This is a genomic window from Alcaligenes sp. Marseille-Q7550, from assembly GCF_965112015.1.
This window is the reverse complement of record NZ_CBCOPU010000011.1, coordinates 1-1692: the sequence shown is the minus strand read 5'-3', so window position 1 is coordinate 1692 and position 1692 is coordinate 1. Positions and strand designations below refer to the sequence as shown.

Annotated in this window: 2 protein-coding genes; one reads left to right on the top strand and one right to left on the bottom strand. The window is 59.0% G+C overall.

Going from position 1 to position 1692, the window contains the following annotated elements:
• Positions 1-4: 4 nt before the first annotated feature.
• Complete coding sequence (locus ACWPWO_RS18685) at positions 5-223, top strand: TIGR04141 family sporadically distributed protein (RefSeq protein ID WP_454007876.1); 219 nt, start codon at positions 5-7, stop codon at positions 221-223.
• Between the two features lie 22 nt (positions 224-245).
• Here the strand turns inward: ACWPWO_RS18685 and ACWPWO_RS18680 are convergent, their stop codons facing one another.
• Complete coding sequence (locus ACWPWO_RS18680; protein ID WP_454007875.1) at positions 246-1364, bottom strand: site-specific integrase; 1119 nt, start codon at positions 1362-1364, stop codon at positions 246-248.
• Positions 1365-1692 lie beyond the last annotated feature (328 nt).

Here is a 1692-nt window from a genome sequence, read left to right as displayed (position 1 = left end):
CGAGATAAGACCGCAGGCGGCCGGATACACTATCGTATATGCAATCGCGACCACTAAGACGTTGCCCACCGAATTGCCATTCTTCTCAAAAGTGACCCTGAGAAATGCGCTCAAGACGCTTCGTGCTCTTGATTACAAGGTGCATCTTGCAAAGATTGACGTGGATCCGGCGCTAATCGTTAAAAAAAGGTGTAAGCCCAAGAAGGCGACACGACGACCATAGGACGCAACCTGCTGGTTCGCCCTCAGGGACGTTGAGATGTGTCTAGATCCTTTGTCACGGCGGCTGCGGTTGTTGTTGCAGTGATGCGGTCCAGCTTCTGCACCAGATCCTCCGCGCGAAGATGCGTGTAGCGCTTGAGCATCTGCATCGACTTGTGGCCGCTGATGGCCGACACCTCCTGATCGCTCAAGCCGGCTTCCACGAACCGGCTGACAGCCTCGTGTCGCAGGTCGTGAAAGCGGAAGTCTTCAACGCCCGCTGCTCGCTTGGCATCGGTCCATGCTTTGTCGAACAGGTAGGGGCGTCGTATGCCATCCCGGCCGGGTTCGCCGAAGAACACCAGTTCGGTTTCGGCGGGGCGCACGGGGTTGGGGGGGACCTCGGTGTACACGCGCGTTGCCTCGGCAGTCAGCGGGACGGTACGAGGCGAAGAGTTCTTGGTGTGCTCCAGCCGAACGACTCGCCGCTCGATGTCCACTTGCCGAATACGCAGCGTCGCAATCTCGGACAGCCGCATGCCGGTTTGAACGGCAATGCGGACGATCCATCCGAACATCGGGTTGGAGTGCCTGTCCACGGCTTGTAGCAGGCGGGTCTGTTCTGCGGGAGTCAAGCGCCGGTTGCGGCCCGAGCCTGGGGCAGGGCGGCGAATGTTGGACACGGGATTGAAGGGCAGGCCGATGCCCCATTCCTTGATCGCGACGGTGAACAGGTGGCCCAGCAGTGCCAGTTCCAAGCGTACCGTGTTGTTACTGCGAGGCCGTAGCTTGCCATTCTCGTCCGGGTCGCCCGCCAGTCGCATGTCACGGAACTGCGCCACGATCTCAGCGTTCAGGGCTGCCAGCGAGTACTTGCCAAGGTGGCGGATGATGACCTGTGCTTTCTTGTGTTCGCCGGCTTGGGTCGAGGCCCGCTTGGTGGGCGTGACTTCCTTGAGGTAGCGGGTCAGTGCCGCTTCGACGGTCATGCGCTCGGCCGGCGCCCGCTGGATGTATACGCCGCGCACCATTTCGTCTTCGGTACGGCGCGCCCAGTCTTCGGCATCCCGCTTGGTGCGGAACGTCTTGGCCGTGGCCGGCCAGCCAGTCTTGCGAATGAGGGCTTTCCAAGTGCTCGAGGACGTCTTAACAATCGTAGCCATGAGTACTCCGTATGGGGCTAGCGCCGCATCACTGTACCGAAACTGTACCTGACCACAATTTTAGGAAAACCCCCGGTGCGGGGCTTGTACTGCGAAAGCTTCTAATGGCTTGAATTAGCAGAAGATTTGGGGATGGTGCCCGGGGCCGGAATCGAACCGGCACGCCTTGCGGCGGGGGATTTTGAGTTGGGGATCTACAGTGTTCGTACAGGCAAATGGGGCGAATTCTCGCGTAGGTTGAAATAGGTAAAACTACTTGTGAATCAGTAGGTTGGCGTATTTTTCCTGAATCGGTGAAAACTGGTCACTGTACCGGTACTGTACCGAA